This window comes from Paenibacillus flagellatus (genome assembly GCF_003217775.1).
Taxonomy (GTDB): domain Bacteria; phylum Bacillota; class Bacilli; order Paenibacillales; family NBRC-103111; genus Paenibacillus_AB; species Paenibacillus_AB flagellatus.
In genome coordinates this window covers 202917-222656 of the sequence record NZ_QJVJ01000004.1, presented here as the reverse complement: position 1 = coordinate 222656, position 19740 = coordinate 202917, and the positions used below count along the sequence as shown (strand labels likewise).

Sequence of the window (19740 nt, the reverse complement as noted above, 5' to 3'; positions counted from 1 at the left end):
AAAACTGCCGCGCGGCGTTAGCCCTGCGGCAGTTTTCGTTCGTTACAGGCGTTACGATTTGATCCGGTCGTAGAGGAAATCGACAATGTGGACGGCTTCCATTTTACCGGACAGGTTTTCGCGCTCGATCCCCAGCTTCATCTGCAGCAAGCAGCCGGGATTGCTCGTAATGAGCATATGCGCGTTCGTTTCTTTGACGTGCTCCATTTTGTGCTCGAGAATTTGGTTCGCCATCTCCGTCTGCACGATATTGTATATACCGGCCGAGCCGCAGCACCGGTCCGCCCCTTGCAGCTCGACAAAGTTGACGTTCGCTACCCGCTTCATCAAGTTGCGGGGCGCGTTGCCCGAGCGCATGACGTTGCGCAAATGGCACGAGTCCTGGTACGTGATCGTGAACGTCTCGCCGTCGGCCGTTGCGTCGGCCGGGTGCTCGAAAGCCGGGAGCCGCCCTTTCTCCAGCAGAAGCAGGCTGACGTCCTTGACGCGCGAGGCGAACCATTCGGCGTCCTCCTTGAAATCGGGCTCGTCGTGCAGCAGATGGTCGTATTCGATCAGCAAAGCGCCGCACCCGCCCGCATTGGACGCGATGTAGTCGACGTTCGCTTCGCGGAAGGCGCGGACGTTGTTTTTGGCCAGCTCCTTCGCCTGCGACACTTCCCCGGCATGAGCGTGAAGCGCGCCGCAGCAGTTTTGCGTGTCCGGGATGACGACCTCGAAGCCGGCTTCGGACAGCAGCTGCACCGTCTTCTTGTTCGTCTCGGCGAACAGGACGTCCATCAGGCAGCCGCGGAACATGCCGACCGTGCCGATTTTGGGACCTTTCGCCGGGACCCGCGTGCCGAACGTCTCGACGACGCCTTGGCCGGACGCTTCGGGCAGAATCGCTTCCATATCCCGCATGTTTTTCGGAAACAGCTTCATGACGCCGATGCCGTGGGCGACTTTTTGCAGGCCGGACTTCTGGTACGTGCGCAGCAGCTTGCCGACGAGCCTCATCCGCTTCTGCTTCGGAAACACTTGCTTGAAGGCGACCTTGCGCGCCGCCTTGATGAACCAGCGGTGCTCGACATGCTGCTCGATCGAGTCGCGCGTCTCCTCGAGCAGGTGGCCGTACTTGACGTCGGCCGGACATACCGGCTCGCACGCCCGGCAGCCGAGACACAAGTCCATCTGGTCGCGAAACGACTGGTCGGGCTCCATAATGCCGTCGACGACGGCTTTCATCAGCGCGATCCGGCCGCGCGGAGAGGCCGCCTCGAGGCCGGTTTCGATAAACGTCGGGCACGCGGCCTGGCAAAAGCCGCAGCGCATGCAGTTCGTCAGCTCGTCGTAGTTCAGCTGCATTTTCATCGTTTGGGCAAGAGGGTTCAGCGGCTTGCGCGCCGGCGTCGAGCCGGAGGGCGCCGAATGCTCGTGTGCGGGAGTCGTCGTACCGTTAGCGGCCGCCATGATCGATCACCACTCTCTTCCGCGTATGTTTGGCGAAAATTTTGCCGGGATTCATAATGTTGTTCGGGTCGAACGCCTGCTTGATCGCTTTCATCACTTCGATGCCAGCCGCGCCCACCTTCCATTCCAAATAAGGCGCCTTCACGACCCCTACGCCGTGCTCGCCGGTAATCGTGCCGCCGAGACGGATCGCCGCTTCGAATATTTCCTCGAACGCCTGCTCGACGCGATGAATTTCGTCCGGGTCGCGGGCGTCCGTCGTGCACGTCGGGTGCAGATTGCCGTCGCCGGCATGGCCGAACGTACAAATTTGCACGTTGTACTTCTTGGCGATTTCGTTGATCGCGATGACCATGTCGGCGATTTTGGAACGGGGGACGGTGGCGTCCTCGAGAATCGTCGTCGGGCGGATGCGGGCGCACGTGGACAAGGCGCTGCGCCGGGCGAGCATCAGCTTCTCCGCTTCGGCGGCGTCGGCCGCCATCTTCACCTCGACGGCGCCCTGCTCCTTGCAGATGCGGACGATTTCGACGATGTCCTTCTCGACGACGGATTCGTCGAGGCCGTCCTGCTCGATCAGCAAAATCGCCTCCATCTCGACGGGCAGCCCGATCTTGTTAAACCCTTCGACGACGCGGATCGTGGCGTTATCGAGAAACTCGAGCGTCGCGGGAATGATCCGGTTGCCGACGATGGCCGAGACGGACCGCGCCGCCGCGTAAATGTCGCTGTACATGGCGACCATCGTTTTGCGGTATTTGGGTGCGGGCATCAGCTTCACCGTCGCTTCGGTGACGATGGCGAGCGTCCCTTCGGAGCCGACGAGCAGCTTCGTCAAGTCGTAGCCGGCGACGTCCTTATACAGCTTCCCGCCGGTGCGGATAATGTCGCCGTTCGGCAGCACCGCCTCGAGGCCGATGACGTGGTCCTTCGTCGTGCCGTATTTCAGCCCGCGCAGTCCGCCGGCACATTCCATAATATTGCCGCCGAGCGTGGAGATGATCATGCTGCTCGGATCGGGCGGGTAGAACAGGCCGAGCTTCTCGACCTCGGTATGGAACGCCTTCGTATTGAGGCCGGCTTGGAACGTAGCGGTCAAATTTTCGGTATCGATTTCGAGCAGCTTGTTCATCCGGTTCATCACCATGACGATGCCGCCCTCGAGCGGTACCGTGCCGGCGCACAGGTTGCTGCCGGCGCCGCGGCCGACGATCGGGATGCGATGCTCGTTCGCGATTTTCAAAATGTCCGACACCTGCTGCGTCGTGGCGGGAAAAATAACGCCGTCCGGCAGCGCCTGCTGCATCGGCGTGGCGTCGTACGAATAGCTGACCAGCGCTTCCATATCGTCCTTGAACCACGTAGGGCCGACGATGTCGCGAAGCTTGTCGCGGATTGATTGGTCCAGCATGCCCAGTCCTCCTAAAAATGATGAAATTAATCAGGTCATCAGATGACTTTTCTCTCATTATAGCTTACTATAGAATGTGTGTATAGATGAAAGGGACCGGATTTTTCGCGGGATGGGGGCGAACGGCTTCGTCCCGGCATTGTGGCAGGTAGAGGAGGAGAGGGCGCGCACATGTCGTTCAATCAGGTGAAACCGTTAAAAGGCTACGAGCTCGTCAAGGAGCAAATCAAAGCCCGCATCGACTCGGGCGAGCTGGCGCCGGGCGCGAAGCTGGCGTCGGTCGTCGAGCTGGCGGCGACGTTCGGCGTCGGCCGTTCGACGATTCGCGAGGCGCTGAGCGCGCTGAAGGCGATCGGCTTCGTCGAAATCCGGCAGGGCGGCGGCACATACGTCAGCGCGGAGCTGCCGAAGGAGCCGCCCGCGGCCGGCGGGACGGCGCTGTTCGCGAACGCGCAGTCGATCCGCGAGCTGCTCGAGGTACGCAAAATATTGGAAACCGGCTGCGCCTCGCTCGCGGCCCGCAACCGGACGGAAGACGACATGCGGTCGATCGGGGACGAGCTGGCGCTGATGGAGGCGCACTTGCATGACGAGGCGAAGGGGGAGGAGGCGGACGTCCGCTTCCACTTGAAGCTGGCGGCGGCTACGCACAATTCGCTGCTCATCCAGATGATGGAGTCGATGTCGCAGCGGCTGCACGATAGCATGAAGGAATCGCGCCGACTATGGTTTTACGGGGAGCGCGCCGAGGCGCGCCGGCTGCTGCGTGAGCATTCCGACATCTACGAGGCGGTAAAGGCGCGAGACGAGACGGCCGCCTTCGAGGCGATGATGACGCATCTCGGGAAAGTGGAAGCCGTGTTGAGAAAGGCGATTGCCGACGCCGATCACTAACGCGGTCGTTTCGAGGTCGGTCGCGGCGCCGCCGATTCGTGGCGCTTCCGGGAAGCCGTTTAGCTTCGGGTGTTCCTCCCGCAACACGAAAAAAGCACTTTCCGACGGAAAGCGCTTCTTCTTTATGTTCGATTACGGATTACGATTACGGCTGCACCGATCCGATCCGCAGCTTCTCCTCCGCATGGGCGGCGTCGACTTGCTCCAGGCTGATATTCGCGCCAAGCGAGCGGAACGCGCCGATCGCGTCCTCGTATCCCCGCTCGATATGCTCGACGCCGGTAATGCACGTCGTGCCTTCCGCGGCCATCCCGGCCAGCATGAGGCACGTGCCCGCGCGGATGTCGGCGGCGTGAACCCAATTGCCCGCAAGCGGCTGGCCGCCCCGGATAAACGCCGTACTGCCGCGCAATTCGATATCGGCTCCCATTCGCCGCAGCTGCGGAACGTGCTGGAACCGTTTCGGGTAAATTTTCTCGGTGACGATGCTCTTGCCGGGCGCCGTGACGAGCAGGGCGGTCAACGGCTGCTGCAAATCGGTGGCGAAGCCCGGGTACATCGAGGTCCGCACGCGCGTCGCCTTCAGCTTGCCGGTCGAATGCGCCGTGATGCTTTGGTCGCGCAGCTCGAACTGGAGGCCGATCTCGGTCAGCTTGGCGATGCACGAGCCGAGATGGTCCGGGATGACGTCCGTCACCGTCACGGAACCGCCGGCGATGCCTGCGGACATGAGGAAGGCGCCGGCGATGAGCCGGTCCGGAATGACGGTATGATGCCCGCCGCCGAGCGAGCGGACGCCTTCGATCCGGATCGTATCGGTTCCCGCTCCGGATATGTTGGCTCCGAATTCGTTGAGCATGATCGCCGTGTCGACGACCTCGGGGTCTTTCGCCGCGCCGCGCAGCACGGTCCGGCCTTCGGCCAGGACGGCGGCGAGCATGCAGTTGATCGTGGCGCCGGATGTGATCATGTCGAAATAAATGTCCGCGCCGGTCAGCTTGGTCGCTTCGACCGTGTAGTGATCCTCATGGAACTCGAACCGGGCGCCCATCGCCTTCAGCCCTTTAATATGCTGGTCGATCGGACGCGAGACGAAATTGTCGCCGCCGGGGAAGCCGATGCTCACTTTGCCGAATTTGGCGAGCAGCGCGCCGACGAAATAATAGGAGGCGCGATACGACGAAGCTTTCTCCTTGTCGATGTCGGCATGGCGAATCGACCGCGGATCGAGCGTGATGTCGCCGTTCGGATGGCGGACGGTTTTCATGCCGATGTCGTCGGCGATGTCGCAGATGACGCGTATATCGTAAATGTCGGGGATGCCCGACAGCGTGACGGGGGAGTCGGACAGGCAGCAGGCGGCCATGAGGGCGAGGGAGCTGTTTTTCGAGCCTTGTATTTTGACGGAGCCGTTCAACGGCCCGGTGCGTTCCAGTCGGATGATGTTCAACAGAGGTTCCCACTTTCCGGTAATGTCTTCACCATTACTATTTATTCATGATTGCGCCGGAAAGTCAATAAGAAGAGGGGGTTGCCGGCACTATTTTTTCGACGCTCCGCAAGGGGCCTTCGCCCCGCACGGCCGCCCGCTTTCGAATCGCTGCGAAGGTCCCCGGATTTCGACGGGGACCTTTTTCCGCATTGCGCGTCCGGGCTCAACTCATTATGATGAAACAAAAGGGGGGATGAGGTTGAGCGGAACCGGAAACGGATTGTCCCGGCTCGGACGGCTGCTGCCGTATTCGATCCGCACGCGGCTGCTGATTATTTTGCCGCTGACGGCGCTGATGCCCCTCGTGCTGATCGGCAGCATCTCGTATTATTCGATGTCTTCCATACTCGAGAACAAGGCGGAGAGAGGCGTGCGAAGCCATCTGCACGAGGTGCGGCTCTCGCTGGAAAATACGCTGAGCCAGCTCAACCACGTCTCGCAGCAGCTCGCGTACGACGGGCGCGTCGGCAAAAATTTGGAAAAATATTTTTTGGCGGACGCTTACGAGAAAAAGTCGCTGCAGGACGATATTACGAACGAGCTGAGCCTGATCAATTTCACGAACCCGAATATGGGGCTGACGTTTTATTATATCGGCGGCACGTACCAGACGCTCTTCGAAAATTATAAGGCGGACGCGTCGTTTTCGCCCGACCGGCTGCCCTTGCTGCTCGAAGCGAACAAAATCCGTTACTTCGGCCCGCACAAGTCGCTCAATCCGCTGGACGGCACGATGGTGTTCTCCGCCATTCGCCGGGTCGAGCTGCCGGAGCGCGACGACCTGTACATCTACATCGAAACGAATTTCAAATGGGCGGAGACGATCATTCAGACGGAGGCGTTCGACGACAGCATCTCTCATTTCATTATGGACCCGGGAGGGAAGGTCGTATACACCGAGCGCCCCGATCCGTTTCCGCTCGGCGCGACGTTCCCGGCATTCGACAAAGAGCACAGCGTCTACGGCGATTACTACGTGTTCGAGGAAAACAGCAATCAGTCGTGGAGAGTCGCAGCCGCGCTGCCCGCTTCCGAATACGCTTACGAAATTCGCCGCTGGGGCCGTCAGTTCATCGGCTTCGCCCTGCTGTCGCTCGCCGTCAGCTGCTTGTTCGCTTGGGCGATCTGGCGGACGCTGTACCGGCCGCTGCGCAACTTGAGCCGAGACATTCGCGACGTGAAGCATCACAAATGGCGGACGCCCGCCCGCAAGTCGAACAATTTGGAGTTCGACCTCATTCACGGGGAGTTCGAAAACATGCGGGTACGCATCGCCGAGCTGATCGGCGAAATCGAGGCGAAGGAGCGGCGGAAGGCGGAGCTGGAGGTGGAGAAGCTGATGAACCAGATCAATCCGCACTTTCTGCACAATACGCTCGATACGGTGAGATGGATCGCGCGCGCGAACGGGCAAGCCGAAATCGACCGTCTCGTCTCGACGCTGAACCGGCTGCTCCATTACAATCTGGGCAAAACGGGCAGCACGACGATACGCGACGAGCTGGAGGCGGTGAAGCACTACGCCGCGCTGCAAAGCGTCCGGTACCATTTTCATTTCGACGTCCGGGTACAGGCGGACGAACGGCTGCTCGATCTTCCGATTCCGCGGTTTTTGCTGCAGCCGATCGTTGAAAACGCTTTATACCACGGCTTGAACGAGAGCGGCATCATCGAGGTGGGCATCGGCCGTTCCGAGGCCGACCCGTCCCGGCTTTGGATCGAGGTGAAAGACAACGGCAAAGGAATGAGCCAAGACGAGGTGGACCGGCTTCTTGCGGACCCGCCCGCTTCCGGCGGCGGCCGGGTCGGGCTCGGCATCGGCCTGAACTACGTCAAACGGATGCTCTCCCACAAATACGGGACCGACGCCGAATTCCGCATCGAAAGCCGGGAAGGCGCCGGAACGGCGGTCATCTTGACGATTCCGCTGGAGACGAAAGGAGAATCGACTTGATCCGAACGATAGTGGTCGACGACGATCATTTGGTGCGCAAAGGTTTTATCGGCATCATGCCGTGGGACAAATTCGGATTCCGGATTATCGGGGAAGCGGCCAACGGCAAGGCGGCGCTCGACATGCTGGCGGAACGCGAAGCCGACCTGCTCATCACCGATTTGGCCATGCCCGTCATGTCCGGGATGGAGCTGATGCGGCAGGTGAAGGAATCGTACCCGCACGTCCGGCTCGTTGTGCTGACGTTCCATCACGACTTCGAGCTGATTCAGGAGGCGCTGCGGCTCGGCGCGATCGATTACATCACGAAGGTCGAGCTCGAGCAGGAGCGGATGGAGGACATGTTGCGGAGAATATCGGAACGAATCGCCGCGGAGCAGCCTGCGCCGCAGGCCCCGTCGATCGACAAGCTGGCGGAGCGCTGGTCCTCGCTCCGCTGGATGTGGGACGACGAGCTGTTCCGCCGTATGGCGGACGAATTGCGGGAGCTCGACCTGTCCCCGGATCGGCTCGCGGAGCTGTACCGGCTGGCGAGCGGGCATTGGCGGGAGCTGCTGCCCGCGGAATGGAGGGACCGGCCGCTCGCCGCCGACGAGGACGGCGTGGGGCGGCTGGCTGCAGTCCGGGAGTCGGTACGCCGATCGTCCGGGGCGATGGGCTATTCCGAGGAGGTGCTCGGCTGCGTCCATAAAGCGGTCGCCCTCATCCGCGAAGGGTTCGCCGGGGAGCTGCATTTGCCGGACGTGGCCAAAGCGGTCAACATGAGCCGGAGCTACTTCAGCCGGTGCTTCCGGGATATCGTCGGCATGACGTTCCACGAGTTCGTCACGGAACGCCGCATCGAATGCGCCAAGTCGCTGCTCGTCGGCACGGGACGGCCGATCCATTGGGTATCGGCGCAGTCGGGGTATCCGAACGAAAAATATTTTTGCAAGGCGTTCCGTCAAGCGACCGGTCTGCTGCCGAGCGAGTTCCGCAAAAGCGCGCTCAAGTCTTGAAGCGGGCCGGCTGAAGGACGACTCCAACCTTTTTCGCGCGAAAAAGGTTTTTTTGTCCTTAGGGGGGGCGGAAAGTCATCAATCGTCTCCGGCTTCGTGCACTTTCGTCCTCCGCGGCGATACCCGGCTCCAATCGCGGATGATAGCGCACTTCTTCGAAGACCGTTTCTGACTCCGAAGAGAGCGTTTTCATTTATGATGAAAGCGAACGGGACGTTACGATTCCGATATCGAACGAGAAAGGGTGGTTGAAGATGAAGAAACGGAGTGCGGTTGCCGTCGGGGTCGCCGGCATGATGCTGATCGCCGCATGCTCGGACAACAATACGCAGGAGCCCAAGAAGGAGAGCGACGGCCAACCGGCGCAAACGGCGGTCGACCCGTACCGGCTGCCGAAGCCGGTCGATGTCAAGATCGTGAAGGCGGTGCTTCCCGATTTGAAGCTGCCGCAGGGCGATACGGTCGAGAACAACTTGTTCTCCCGGCATACGGCCGAGAAGACGAATATCAACTTCAAGCTGATGTGGTACGCTTCCGGTCAAGATTACGAGCAAAAGTACAAGCTGGCCATCGCGAGCAACGACTTGCCGGACGCGCTGATCGTCGACGAGAAGACGTTCCGCTCGATGGCCGAAGGCGGGCAAATCGAGGATTTGTCCAAGGCGTACGAGACGTACGCGTCCCCGCAGCTGAAAGAATATTACGCCGCGACGAATAACAAGGCGCTCGAGAAGGCGACGATCGGCGGCAAATTGATGGCGCTTCCGAACATCGTGCCGCTGGCCGATTCCTACGCGCTTGCGTGGGTCCGGCAAGATTGGCTCGAAAAGCTCGGCCTGAAGCCGCCGCAGAAGCTGGACGATTTGGCGGCGATCGCGAAGGCGTTCATCGAGAACGATCCCGACGGCAACGGCAAGGCGGACACGGTCGGCATCACCGGGAACAACTCGACGCTCGCATCGGGCAGCTACACGGGCGGTCACGACTTCAAGGCGGTGTTCAACGCGCTGGGCGCATTCCCCGGCATTTGGCACAAGGACAAAGCCGGCAAGCTCGTCTACGGCTCGACGACGCCGGAGGCGAAGCAGGCGATCGCCAAAGTGCGCGAATGGTATGCGGCCGGCTTGATCGACAAGGAGTTCGCGCTGCGCAAAAACCCCGACGAGCTCGTCGTCGGCGGTCGGGCGGGTATTTTTTTCGGGGCGTGGTGGGCGCCGTGGAGCCCGCTCGGAGACGCGATCAAGACGAACCCGAAGGCCGATTGGAAGCCGTATCTCCTGTCCGACGCGAACGGGCAGTACAACGCCACGATGGTGCCGGTCAGCGCCAGCTTCCTCGTCGCGAAGAAAGGGTTCGCCCATCCCGAAGCGCTCGTCGTCAACTTGAACTTCAACACCCGCTTCCTGCGGACGCCGACCGACGACGACAAGAAGCTGGACCAGACGTACGTCAGCATGCTGCCGCTCGATCTGACGATCGATTATCCCGATACGGTCAACCGGAAGCACGACATGCTGAAGCAGGCGCTCGAAGGAAAGCTGTCCCCGGATAAGCTGACGCCGGAGATGAAAGGCCATTACGACCGGTGGCAGCGCGACCTGAGCAACCACGGCGCGAATCCGGGCGACTGGTCGGCGCCGTACGCATACCAATTCGGCGCGGGCGCGATCGTCGGCAAGAAGGTGAACGAGGTGTTCCCGGTCTTCACGTCGAGCACGAAGACGATGGAGAAGCGGTGGGCGAACCTGCAGAAGCTCGAGACGGAGACGTTTTTCAAAATCGTGCTCGGCGAGCAGCCGCTCGACGCGTTCGACAAGTTCGTTCAAGACTGGAAGTCGCAAGGCGGCGATACGATCGCGCAAGAGATCGAGGCCGAGCTGAAGTAGCATTCCAATACAGCCCGACTTCGGAGCGGGGTCCGCGCGGCGCGGGCCCCTTGCTTCGACGGAGGAAGGCGGACCGACATGATGAAGGTGAAAGGATTCGAAAAGCATTACCATCTGATGCTGCTGCCGGGCATCGTCCTGCTGATCGTCTTCAGCGTCGTGCCGATGTTCGGAGCGGTCATCGCGTTTCAAGACTTCAAAATCGGCCTCGGGATATGGAGGTCGCCCTGGGCCGGGCTCGACAATTTCGCCTATGCGTTTCAGCTGCCCGACAGCCGGCGCATTTTTACGAATACGATCGTCCTGTCGCTCGGCAAAATCGTCGCGAACCTGATCGTCCCGCTCTTCTTCGCGCTGCTGCTGAACGAGCTGCGCTTCCGCATCATGAAGCGGTGGGTGCAGACGATCGTCTACTTGCCGCACTTCTTGTCGTGGGTCATCTTGTCCGGCATCGTGACGGATATGCTCATGCTCGACGGCATCGTCAACCGGGCGGTGAAAGCGATCGGCCTGGAGCCGGTCCTGTTCCTCGGCGACAACCGGTGGTTCCCGATCATCCTGATCGGAAGCGACGTCTGGAAAGAATTCGGCTTCAACGCCATTATCTACTTGGCGGCGCTCGCCGGCATCAACCCGTCGCTGTACGAAGCCGCAGCGATCGACGGCGCTTCGAGGGCGCAGCAGCTCCGTTACGTCACGATGCCGTCGCTGGCGACGACGATCGTCCTGCTGGCGACGCTCAGCATCGGGAACATCCTGAACGCGGGATTCGACCAAATTTTGAATATGTACAATCCGCTCGTGTACGATTCCGCCGACGTCATCGACACGTACGTGTACCGCGTCGGCATTCTCGAAGCCCAGTACGGTCTCGCGACCGCCATCGGGCTCCTGAAGTCGCTGATCGGCTTCGTGCTGATCGCGCTGTCCTACGGGTTGGCGAGCCGATTCGCCAATTACCGAATCTTCTAGAGAAACCGGGTGATCACCATGGTGCGAAGCAAGACGATGACCGACAAGTTCGGGGAGATCGCGCTGGTCGTATTGCTGTCGGCCATCGCGCTCGGCTCGCTGGCGCCGATCTGGCATACGTTCGCCGTCTCGTTCAGCGACAAGGCGTCCGCCGCCGCGGGCTTCGTCACGTTTTGGCCGAAAGGCTTCAACGTCTATTCCTACGAAAAAATATTGGACGATCCGGCTTTCCTGAACGCCTTCCTCACGTCCGTGAAGCGGGTGCTGCTGGGCGGAGCGATCCAATTTCTGCTGACGGTGCTGATGGCGTATCCGCTGTCCCGGGAGCCGAAGGAGTTTCGGCTGCGCAACGGGTATATGTGGTTTCTCGTCTTTACGATGCTGTTCAGCGGAGGCATCATTCCGCTTTATATCGTCGTCAAGTCGCTCGGCCTGTTCAACTCGATCTGGTCGCTCGTGCTGCCCGGCGCCGTACCGGTGTTCAACGTCATCTTGCTGATGAACTTTTTCCGCAGCATCCCGAAGGAGCTGAACGAAGCGGGCTATATGGACGGGGCGGGGCCGTGGTTCACGCTGTTCCGAATCTACGTGCCGCTGTCCGCGCCCGCGCTCGCGACCGTCACGCTGTTCAGCGTCGTCGGCCATTGGAACGCCTTCTTCGACGGCATGATCTTCATGCGCAGCGTCGAGCTGTATCCGCTCCAGACGTACATTCAGCAGCTGGTCGTCCAATTGAACGTCACGCAGCTCGCGAACGATCCGAACAAGCTGGACATGCTGGCGAAGCTGTCGAACAAGACGCTGAACGCCGCCAAAATCGCGGTGTCGATGATTCCGATCCTGCTCGTCTATCCGTTCCTGCAAAAGTATTTCATTCACGGCATCATGCTCGGCAGCGTGAAGGAATGAACGGACGGCGGCTCAGTCCGTCTTGAACACGCCCTTGCGCAGCACGAGCGGAATGCCGCCGATGAGGTACAGGTAGCGCATGTCGATCAGCTTTTTGAGCAGCGAGGCGACGTACCCGTACAGGATGCGGCTGCCGACGACGCCGACGGCGGCGCCTTTGCCGAGCGAAGCGACGGTGCCTTGATGGCGGTAGACGAACGGCTCGGCCTTTTCTCCGCGCACGGAAGCAGCCAGGCAACGCGCGAGGTAAGCTCCTTGCTGGACGGCCAGCTGCCCGGTGGACGGCACGCGCTTCCCGTCCAATCCGACGACGAGCGAGCAGTCGCCGATGACGTACACGTTCGCGAATTGCGGCGAGCGCAAATACAGGTCGACCGCGACTTGCCCGCGCGACGTTTCGAAGCCGGCCTCCTCCAGCAGCCGGTTGCCGCGGACGCCGCCCGCCCAGACGACCGTTCCGGCCGGAATGAATTCGCCGCCGTTCAACAGGACGCCGTCGGGCCGGCATTCGCGGATCGGAGAGGCGAGCTTGTAGACGACGCCTTTGCGCGACAGCACGTTCATGCCGTAGCGGACGAGCTCCGGCGGGAAGCCCGGCGGGAGGGCGGTCGGCGACGCTTCGATATTGTACAGCTTGACGAGCGACGGATCGACGCCGTACTTCTTGCATAGCACCGGCAGCCGGTCGGCCAGCTCGCCGACGAATTCGGTGCCCGTGAAGCCGGCGCCGACGACGACGAACGTCAGCAGCTCGGTCCGGTGCGGCTCCCGCTTGAACGTCTCGAACGACATCTCGATATGCTCGCGGATGCGGCGCACCGTATTCAAGCTGCGGATGTTCATCGCGTGCTCGGCGACGCCCGGGATGCCGAACGTTTCCGGCTCGCCGCCGAGCCCGACGACGAGAACGTCGTATTCGAGCGTGCCGGATTCGAGCTCGACGACGCGCCGCTTCGGATCGATGCGCCGGACGGCCGAGCGGACGAACCGGGTCCGCTTCGGATCGATGAGCGAGGCGATGGAGACGCGCGCGCTTTCGAGACGGTCCGTCCCCGCCGCGGGCATATGGAGATGCGCCGTCACGTAATGATAGTCGTGCTTGCTGACGAGCGTCACGGACGCTTCGCCCGGCCGGAGCAGCTTTTGCAGCCGCTGGACGGTGACGATGCCGCCGTAGCCGGCGCCGAGGACGACGATGCGCGGCGTTCCGTTTTTCGAAGCGATGGGAGTGTGGGTCATGGGAAACCATCCTTTCTCATGCGCGATGATGTGAAACAATTCACAAACCATGGCGACGACCTGCCGCACCGATCGATTTCCGACACGTCCGTATCCGTTCCGGTAGCTTCGCATTCGTACCGGCCGCCCGCGGATCGGGAAGGGCGATCCCGGTTTCGCCAAAGCGGGTGCAAGAGGACGATGCAAGCCCGATAATCTCGAATTGGTAACAGTGTACGCGATCGATGGGCGGAATGTGAATGCCTTTTATGTGAAAAAAATCACAACCTCTTTCGCCTTCATTATAATCCGGTTTCTTCGCCGATACAAGAGGAATCGGCCCGATTATTTATCGAGAATGGCCGAGGCGCCATCGCCGCTGTCGGCTCTTCCGCTCCCGTCTCCCCCCGCTCCAAGCCGCCCTGCCGCGATATCGGCCGAAACGGTTCATATCGGGTACGGATAAGCATATACTTGTACAAGTCGGCGTAGCTACGCCAAGAACGGGGTGAGGAGCGGAACATGAAGGGGTATCGCAAATTCGCGCTGCGGCTCGTCGGAGCGGCGCTCGTCCTGGCGCTCGCGCTGCCGTCGCTTTCGGCCGCGGCGCCGTCGGGCGTGCAGACGAGCGCCGAAGCCGCAGCGCTCATCGACGTGACGTCCGGGCGAATACTGGTCGCGAAAAACGGGGACAAGCCGATGCGCATCGCCAGCCTGACGAAAATTATGACGGCGATCGTCGCCATCGAGCACGGCAGGCTGTCCGACCAAGTGAAGGTCGGAGCTAGCGCCGCCGGAAAAGAAGGCTCCTCGCTTTACTTGAAAGCCGGGGAGGAAATGAGTCTCGAAAATTTGCTGTACGGGCTCATGCTCCGATCGGGCAACGATGCGGCGACCGCGATCGCCGAGCATGTCGGAGGCTCGCTCGAAGGGTTCGTCTACATGATGAACGAGAAGGCGAAGCTGATCGGCTTGCGGGCGACGCAGTTCAAAAACCCGCACGGTCTGGACGCGGACGGGCATTATTCGACCGCGGAGGATATGGCGAAGCTGACCGCTTACGCGCTGCGCAATCCGGTGTTCCGCGACATCGTCAAGACGAAGACGAAAACCGCCCCGAACCCGAACGCGGATTGGGACTATAAATGGACGAACAAAAACAAAATGCTGTCGATCTACGAAGGGGCCGACGGCGTGAAGACCGGCTACACGAAAACGGCGAAGCGATGTCTCGTCTCGTCCGCGACGCGAAACGGTCAGCAGCTCGCGGCGGTCACGCTGAACGCTCCGAACGATTGGCTGGACCATACGAAGCTTCTTGATTACGGGTTCGCGAATTACCCGTTGACCGATTTGGTCCAAAAAGGGGAGAAGCTCGAGGCGATGCCGATCGTCGTCGGGCAATCGTTCCCGTATCCGCTGCTTAAGGAGGAAGCCGGAGCCGTCCGCAAGGAAGCGGTGCTGCTCGAGCCGGGCTCCGCCGCCTACCGGCTCGGCGAGCGGGGGAAGCTCGTCTTCCGGCTCGGCGACCAAGCGATCGGCTCCGTGCCGCTGTACGCCGAGAACAGTCCGCAGCTCGCCGCGAAGGAGCAGTCGACGTTCGGCTACCGCGAGAGCGACCGGTACGACGCCTCCCGCTTCGAGCTTTGGCGGCTGCAGCTCGAGGAAACGGTCCGGCGGCTGTTCGTGCTGTGGGAGTAGCGTCGGCGCGCTGCGCCAAAGGAGGAGATCGCCATCGTTAACTGGATCTGGTTGTTGTTTATCGCGGCGGGATTCGCCGTGGCGGCGGCTCGGGGCAACGTCGACGCGGTGACGCAGGCCGTGTTCGACGGAGCGAAGAGCGGGGTGACGATCAGCTTCGGGCTGATCAGCATTCTCGTCTTCTGGCTCGGCATGATGCGCATCGCCGAAGATGCCGGCCTGCTGAAGGCGATCGCCAAGCTGCTGCGGCCGATCGTCCGGCTGCTGTTCCCCGACGTGCCGAAAGACCATCCCGCCGTCGGCTACATCATGTCGAACATGAGCGCCAACCTGCTCGGGCTCGGCAACGCGGCGACCCCGATGGGGATCAAGGCGATGCAGGAGCTGCAGACGCTCAATCCGGACAAGGAGACGGCCAGCCCGGCGATGTGCACGCTGCTCGCCTTGAATACGGCCAGCATTACGCTCATTCCGACGACGCTGATCGCGATCCGGATGAACTACAACTCGGCGAATCCCGCCGAAATCGTCGGTACGACGCTGCTCGCCACCGCCGTCGCCACATTCGCGGCCATCGCGGCGGACCGCTGGTGCCGAAGGCGGCTTCTCGCCAAAACCGTGCCGAAAGGATGATCGCGCTTGTACTCGCTCGTCTCCGTGGTGTCCGCCTGGGCCATTCCCGTACTGATCGTGCTTATTCCGCTCTATGCCGTATACCGGAAAGTGCCCGTCTACGAATCGTTCGTGGAGGGCGCCAAGGACGGGTTCGATACGGCGGTCAAAATCATTCCGCATCTCGTCGGCATGATGGTGGCGATCGGCGTCTTCCGCGCCTCGGGCGCCATGGATTTGCTGATCGGCTGGCTGCAGCCGGTTCTCGCTCGCGTCGGCGTACCCGGGGAGGTGCTCCCGCTCGCCATTTTGCGGCCGATAACCGGCTCCGGGTCGCTCGCCTACACGGCCGACCTGATCGGCCAGTTCGGTCCCGATTCGATGATCGGTCGAATCGCGTCGACGATCCAAGGCAGCACCGACACGACGCTGTACGTGCTCACCGTCTACTTCGGCGCCGTCGGCATCCGCAAAGGGCGCTACGCGCTGAAGGTGGGGCTGTTCTCCGACCTCGTCGGCTTCGTGGCGGCCGTGGCGATTTGCCTGATCGTGTTCGGCACGGCGGGGTGACGATCAAAAGGCTGTAACCGCGGCGGGTTACAGCCTTTTGATCGTTAGCCGCGTCACTTACTTGACCGATTTGTACCGGTTATACGCGTCTTGATAAATGCCGACCATTTTGTCCAAGCCCATTTCGTTCAGCTTCTTCGTATATTCGCCCCATTCCGCGTCGAGGCCGCCCTGCATCATCCATTTGGCGTACATTTTGTTGACGTAGGCGTCGATGTCGACGAAGTAGCGGAGCCGGTTGTCGTTTTCCTCGGCGGTGAAGAAGACGTTCGGGTAAATGTCCTTCACCAGATAAGGCTTATACAGCTGGTCGAGCGCGCTTTTCTCGAGGCTGGCCTCCGACTGGATCGTCTTGTCGCGGATCGCTCTCGTCTTGGCGAACACCGATGTCGAAGCGGGCGCGGTCGAGTGGCGGAATTCGTTCGAGTTCATGCCGGACGGCACCGGCAAATATTCGATTTTGCCGTCGTCGCGCAGCTTGATGTTCGTGCCGAGCACGCCGTCCACCGCCTGCAGGCTGACCATCGGATCGTACATGTAATCGATCCAGCGCATCGTAATTTCCGGGTTTTTGTTTTTCGACGTAATCGCGAACGAGCCTTTGCTCAAAATGCCGACGGGGAGACGGTTCCACGAGCGGTCGCCCTTCGGGCCTTTGAGCGGCGGAAGCGGGACGTAGTCGGTGCCGGCCGACGCGCCGAACACGGTATTGATCGACCAGGCGCTGAACGCGCCGACCGTCTGCTCTTGGCCGCGGATTTTGGCGTAATACACTTTCTCGTCGTGGGTGAAGCTTTCCGGGTCCGCCAGCCCTTCCTTGAACAGCCGGTTCATGTATTGAACCGCTTCCTTGTATTCCGGCTGCACCGCCGAATAGACGACCTTGTCGCCCTTCATGACGATATGGTCCGGACGGTCCGGCAAGCCGAATGCGCCGAAAAACGAGAAGAGGCCCGTATTCGCATGCACCCGGAAGGAGAACGGAATTTCGTCTTTTTTGCCGTTGCCGTTCATGTCGTTGTCCTTGAACGCTTTCAAAGCGGCGTAAAACTCCTCGGTCGTCTCCGGTATTTTCATATTCAGCTTGTCGAGCCACTTCTTGTTGATGAACATCGCGTCGCGCGAGTCCGGATACCCTTCGTCGATCGTCGGGAGGGAGTAAATATGGCCGTCCGGGGCGGTCAGCTCCTTCTTGTACTCGGGGTTGTCGTCGAGCAGCTTCTTGAAATTGGGCGCGTACTTGTCGATGAGCCCCTCGAGCGGAATGAAAATGCCCTGCGACCCGTACTTCACCACTTCGTCCGTTTCCAGAATATAGTGCCCGTACAGCGCTTCGGGAAGCTCGCCGCTCGCGAACAGCAAGTTTTTCTTCTCCTTCCAGCTGCTGCCCGGATGCATATCCCACTTGATATGGATGTTCGTTTTCTCTTCCGTTTCCTTGAAAAACGGCAGCGTGTCGAAATCTTTAGAGACCGCGCCCTTGAACCCCGCGATGTTGATCGTCACCTTCTCCTTGACGATCGGCAGCCCGGATGCGTTCATATTGGCCGGCGCTCCGGCGGCCGGCTTGTCGCTCCCCGACGGGTCGGCGGCCGGTTTGTCCGCCTCGCCGCCGCAGGCGGTCAGCGTCAGAAGTGCGGCGGTAACGGCCGCGCCGGTCAAGCCGGTAGCGGTACGGAACGTCTTTTTCATCGATCGAAACCCTCCCCCGTATCATAAAGCCTTGTTTCCCACGGTCCCCGGCATGGCGTTCGAGCCGGAGTCCGGCCGATTACCCTTTCACCGAGCCGATCATGACCCCTTTGACGAAATACCGCTGCACGAACGGATAGAGCGCGAGAACGGGCAAGCTCGCCACGAGCACGACGCCGTACTTCATCAGCTCGGCGATGCGCTGCTGCTCGGAGACGTTGATCAGATCGTCGACCATGCCGCCGGACGCCTCGTTGGCGATCAGGATGTTGCGCAGCACGATTTGCAGCGGATACAGCTCGGAATCCTTCAAATAAATGAGCGCCTGGAAATACGAGTTCCAATGGCCGACGGCGCTGAACAGCACCATGACGGCGACGATCGGCATCGAGAGCGGCAGCACGATGCGGAAAAAGTACCGCGTATTGGAGCAGCCGTCCATGACGGCCGCCTCGAGCAGCTCGTGCGGAATCGAGTTTTGGAAAAACGTGCGGGTGATGATCAGGTTGTAGGCCGACACCGCGTTCGGAACGATCATCGCCCACATCGTGTTGACCATGCCGAGCTGCTTGACGAGAATATACGTCGGAATGATGCCGCCGCTGAAAAACATCGTGAACACGATGGCGAGCATGAAGCCGTTGCGCCCCGGCATATCGGCGCGCGACAGCGCGTAGCCCGCGGTCAGCGTCAGCGCGACGTTGAGGAACGTGCCGAGCCCCGTATACAGCAGCGTGTTGCGGTAGCCGAGCCAGATCGTCTCGTCGGCGAAGATGCGCCGATACCCTTCGAGCGTCGTCTCGCGGGGCAGCAGCCAAATCCGCCCGGCGTTGACCAGGTCGGGATTGCTGAACGAAGCGATGACGACGAAGTAGAGCGGGTACAGGACGGCGACGACCAATAAGGAGAGGAGGGTGTAGTTGACGGCGTCGAACCATTTGTCGGATGTGCTTCGTGTCGCGATGATGGCGGTTCCCTCCTTACCATAAGCTTTGCTGCTTCATCCGGCGGGCCGCTTGGTTGACGGCGACGAGCAGCGCGAAGTTGACGACCGAATTGAACAGCCCGATCGCGGCGGAATAGCTGAATTGACCGTTCAGGAGCCCGGCCTTGTACACGTACGTTTGGATAATTTCCGACGAGTCGATGTTCAGCTGGTTTTGCATCAGGTACACTTTCTCGAAGCCGACGCTGAGCAGATGGCCCATGTTCAGGATGAGCAAAATGACGATCGTGGGCATAATGCCGGGCAGATCGATATGGCGCACCCGCTGCAGCTTCGTCGCCCCGTCCATGACGGCCGCTTCGTGCAGGTCCGGACTGATCGAGGAAAGCGCGGCCAAGTAGATGATGGTCGCCCAGCCGACGTTTTGCCAGACGCCGGAGAAGACGAAAATCGTCTTGAACCAGCCCGTACTCGCCATGAAAAAGACCGGCTCCCCGCCGAACGCGACGATCGCCTGATTGACCAGTCCCGAACGCGGGGACAGGAACAAGTACAGCATGCCGACGATGACGACCGTGGAGATGAAGTGAGGCGCGTATGTAATCGTTTGCACGAAGCGGCGGAAACGGCCGTTTCCGACTTGGTTGACGAGCAGCGCCAGCACGATCGGCGCGGGGAACGCGACGAGCAGCTCGTACAGGCTGATGCCCAGCGTGTTGCGGATGACGGTCCAGAACCGGTCGGAATGGAAAAACCGCTCGAAATGGTCGAATCCGACCCAGGCGCTGCCGGCTATGCCTTTCACGGCGACGAAGTTTTTGAACGCGATCTGGACGCCGTAAATCGGCACGTAATGGAACACCGCGAAGTAGACGAGCGTCGGCAGCAAAAACAAGTACAGCTCGTAGCTGCGCAGTATGCGCTTTCCTAATCCGCGTCGTGCGGTCCCGGCCGCAGGCTTCGTCGCCGGATCGGCCCCGGCCGCGAGCGCCGTGCCGCGGTTTGCGTTAGCCGATATGTCGTTCACCCCCTC

General features: G+C 60.9%; 16 protein-coding genes. 9 read left to right on the top strand and 7 right to left on the bottom strand.

Translation table 11 applies throughout. The features are described from left to right. Nucleotides 1–51 precede the first annotated feature (51 nt). Together DLM86_RS10635 and DLM86_RS10630 are read right to left on the bottom strand one after the other, a co-directional pair. Nucleotides 52–1452: a (Fe-S)-binding protein gene (locus tag DLM86_RS10635; protein WP_110839986.1), complete on the bottom strand. Its 1401-nt coding sequence runs from the start codon at nt 1450–1452 to the stop codon at nt 52–54. Next, entirely contained in the window at nt 1439–2863 is a 1425-nt protein-coding gene (locus DLM86_RS10630) for an FAD-binding oxidoreductase (protein WP_110839985.1), read from the bottom strand. Before DLM86_RS10630 ends, DLM86_RS10635 begins: the two co-directional genes overlap by 14 nt. Before the next feature lie 171 nt (nt 2864–3034). Between DLM86_RS10630 and DLM86_RS10625 the strand changes: the two genes are divergently transcribed. Continuing rightward, the gene (locus DLM86_RS10625; RefSeq protein ID WP_110839984.1) at nt 3035–3757 is read left to right on the top strand and encodes a FadR/GntR family transcriptional regulator; all 723 of its coding nucleotides are present in this window, start codon (nt 3035–3037) and stop codon (nt 3755–3757) included. A gap of 145 nt (nt 3758–3902) precedes the next feature. On the opposite strand, the gene murA is transcribed toward DLM86_RS10625, so the two are convergent. Beyond that, a complete protein-coding gene (murA, locus tag DLM86_RS10620) occupies nt 3903–5207 on the bottom strand; it encodes a UDP-N-acetylglucosamine 1-carboxyvinyltransferase (protein WP_110840245.1) in 1305 nt (434 codons plus the stop codon). A 241-nt stretch (nt 5208–5448) separates the two neighbouring features. Here murA and DLM86_RS10615 point away from each other — a divergent pair, with 241 nt between their 5' ends. From DLM86_RS10615 to DLM86_RS10595, 5 genes are all read left to right on the top strand, one after another. Next, nucleotides 5449–7203 carry a sensor histidine kinase gene (locus tag DLM86_RS10615; RefSeq protein WP_158289422.1) on the top strand — a complete coding sequence of 585 codons (1755 nt, stop codon included), beginning with the start codon at nt 5449–5451 and terminating at the stop codon, nt 7201–7203. Then, complete coding sequence (locus DLM86_RS10610) at nt 7200–8201, top strand: response regulator (RefSeq protein WP_158289421.1); 1002 nt, start codon at nt 7200–7202, stop codon at nt 8199–8201. Before DLM86_RS10615 ends, DLM86_RS10610 begins: the two co-directional genes overlap by 4 nt. 254 nt (nt 8202–8455) lie before the next feature. Continuing rightward, the gene (locus DLM86_RS10605; protein ID WP_146250194.1) at nt 8456–10087 is read left to right on the top strand and encodes a type 2 periplasmic-binding domain-containing protein; all 1632 of its coding nucleotides are present in this window, start codon (nt 8456–8458) and stop codon (nt 10085–10087) included. A gap of 81 nt (nt 10088–10168) precedes the next feature. Beyond that, nucleotides 10169–11059, top strand: a complete 891-nt coding sequence (locus DLM86_RS10600; RefSeq protein ID WP_110840244.1) for an ABC transporter permease — start codon at nt 10169–10171, stop codon at nt 11057–11059. 18 nt (nt 11060–11077) lie between these two features. Continuing rightward, entirely contained in the window at nt 11078–11968 is an 891-nt protein-coding gene (locus tag DLM86_RS10595) for a carbohydrate ABC transporter permease (RefSeq protein WP_110839980.1), read from the top strand. A gap of 12 nt (nt 11969–11980) precedes the next feature. Here DLM86_RS10595 and DLM86_RS10590 read toward each other — a convergent pair whose 3' ends face one another. Continuing rightward, nucleotides 11981–13207 (bottom strand): NAD(P)/FAD-dependent oxidoreductase, encoded by a 1227-nt coding sequence (locus DLM86_RS10590; RefSeq protein ID WP_110839979.1) that lies wholly within the window; start codon nt 13205–13207, stop codon nt 11981–11983. A 501-nt stretch (nt 13208–13708) separates the two neighbouring features. Here DLM86_RS10590 and DLM86_RS10585 point away from each other — a divergent pair. Genes DLM86_RS10585 through DLM86_RS10575 form a run of 3 tightly spaced genes read left to right on the top strand, consistent with a single transcriptional unit; the run spans nt 13709 to nt 16069 of the window. Beyond that, nucleotides 13709–14887, top strand: coding sequence for a D-alanyl-D-alanine carboxypeptidase family protein (locus DLM86_RS10585; RefSeq protein WP_110839978.1), 1179 nt, complete (start codon nt 13709–13711; stop codon nt 14885–14887). A gap of 33 nt (nt 14888–14920) precedes the next feature. Next, a complete protein-coding gene (locus tag DLM86_RS10580; RefSeq protein WP_110839977.1) occupies nt 14921–15520 on the top strand; it encodes a nucleoside recognition domain-containing protein in 600 nt (199 codons plus the stop codon). A gap of 6 nt (nt 15521–15526) precedes the next feature. After that, nucleotides 15527–16069: a spore maturation protein gene (locus tag DLM86_RS10575; RefSeq protein WP_110839976.1), complete on the top strand. Its 543-nt coding sequence runs from the start codon at nt 15527–15529 to the stop codon at nt 16067–16069. Nucleotides 16070–16126: 57 nt separating this feature from the next. Here the strand turns inward: DLM86_RS10575 and DLM86_RS10570 are convergent, their stop codons facing one another. The 3 genes from DLM86_RS10570 to DLM86_RS10560 all read right to left on the bottom strand — a co-directional run bounded on the left by DLM86_RS10570 (nt 16127) and on the right by DLM86_RS10560 (nt 19725). Beyond that, nucleotides 16127–17761: an extracellular solute-binding protein gene (locus DLM86_RS10570; RefSeq protein ID WP_110839975.1), complete on the bottom strand. Its 1635-nt coding sequence runs from the start codon at nt 17759–17761 to the stop codon at nt 16127–16129. 79 nt (nt 17762–17840) lie between these two features. After that, nucleotides 17841–18728, bottom strand: a complete 888-nt coding sequence (locus DLM86_RS10565) for a carbohydrate ABC transporter permease (RefSeq protein ID WP_110839974.1) — start codon at nt 18726–18728, stop codon at nt 17841–17843. Nucleotides 18729–18741: 13 nt separating this feature from the next. Beyond that, nucleotides 18742–19725, bottom strand: coding sequence for an ABC transporter permease (locus DLM86_RS10560; protein WP_110840243.1), 984 nt, complete (start codon nt 19723–19725; stop codon nt 18742–18744). Between the last annotated feature and the right edge of the window lie 15 nt (nt 19726–19740).